The sequence below is a fragment of the Pseudomonas sp. EB271-G4-1 genome, assembly GCF_058791355.1.
In genome coordinates, this window is record NZ_JBYTEO010000135.1 from 1 (window position 1) to 1,192 (window position 1,192).

1 rRNA gene (cut by a window edge) is annotated in these 1,192 nt (G+C 50.7%); it reads left to right on the top strand.

Annotation, left to right across the window (positions count from 1 at the left end):
* Positions 1 to 28: 28 nt before the first annotated feature.
* A 23S ribosomal RNA gene (locus tag AC3WWR_RS30775) occupies positions 29 to 1,192 on the top strand; it runs 1,410 nt beyond the window's last position.

Here is a 1,192-nt window from a genome sequence, read left to right on the forward strand (position 1 = left end):
AGTATAACCAGATTGCTTGGGGTTATATGGTCAAGTGAAGAAGCGCATACGGTGGATGCCTTGGCAGTCAGAGGCGATGAAAGACGTGGTAGCCTGCGAAAAGCTTCGGGGAGTCGGCAAACAGACTTTGATCCGGAGATGTCTGAATGGGGGAACCCAGCCATCATAAGATGGTTATCTTGTACTGAATACATAGGTGCAAGAGGCGAACCAGGGGAACTGAAACATCTAAGTACCCTGAGGAAAAGAAATCAACCGAGATTCCCTTAGTAGTGGCGAGCGAACGGGGACTAGCCCTTAAGTGGCTTTGAGATTAGCGGAACGCTCTGGAAAGTGCGGCCATAGTGGGTGATAGCCCTGTACGCGAAAATCTCTTAGTCATGAAATCGAGTAGGACGGAGCACGAGAAACTTTGTCTGAATATGGGGGGACCATCCTCCAAGGCTAAATACTACTGACTGACCGATAGTGAACTAGTACCGTGAGGGAAAGGCGAAAAGAACCCCGGAGAGGGGAGTGAAATAGATCCTGAAACCGTATGCGTACAAGCAGTGGGAGCAGACTTTGTTCTGTGACTGCGTACCTTTTGTATAATGGGTCAGCGACTTATTTTCAGTGGCGAGCTTAACCGAATAGGGGAGGCGTAGCGAAAGCGAGTCTTAATAGGGCGTCTAGTCGCTGGGAATAGACCCGAAACCGGGCGATCTATCCATGGGCAGGTTGAAGGTTAGGTAACACTGACTGGAGGACCGAACCGACTACCGTTGAAAAGTTAGCGGATGACCTGTGGATCGGAGTGAAAGGCTAATCAAGCTCGGAGATAGCTGGTTCTCCTCGAAAGCTATTTAGGTAGCGCCTCATGTATCACTGTAGGGGGTAGAGCACTGTTTCGGCTAGGGGGTCATCCCGACTTACCAAACCGATGCAAACTCCGAATACCTACAAGTGCCGAGCATGGGAGACACACGGCGGGTGCTAACGTCCGTCGTGAAAAGGGAAACAACCCAGACCGTCAGCTAAGGTCCCAAAGTTATGGTTAAGTGGGAAACGATGTGGGAAGGCTTAGACAGCTAGGAGGTTGGCTTAGAAGCAGCCACCCTTTAAAGAAAGCGTAATAGCTCACTAGTCGAGTCGGCCTGCGCGGAAGATGTAACGGGGCTCAAACCATACACCGAAGCTACGGGTATCACCT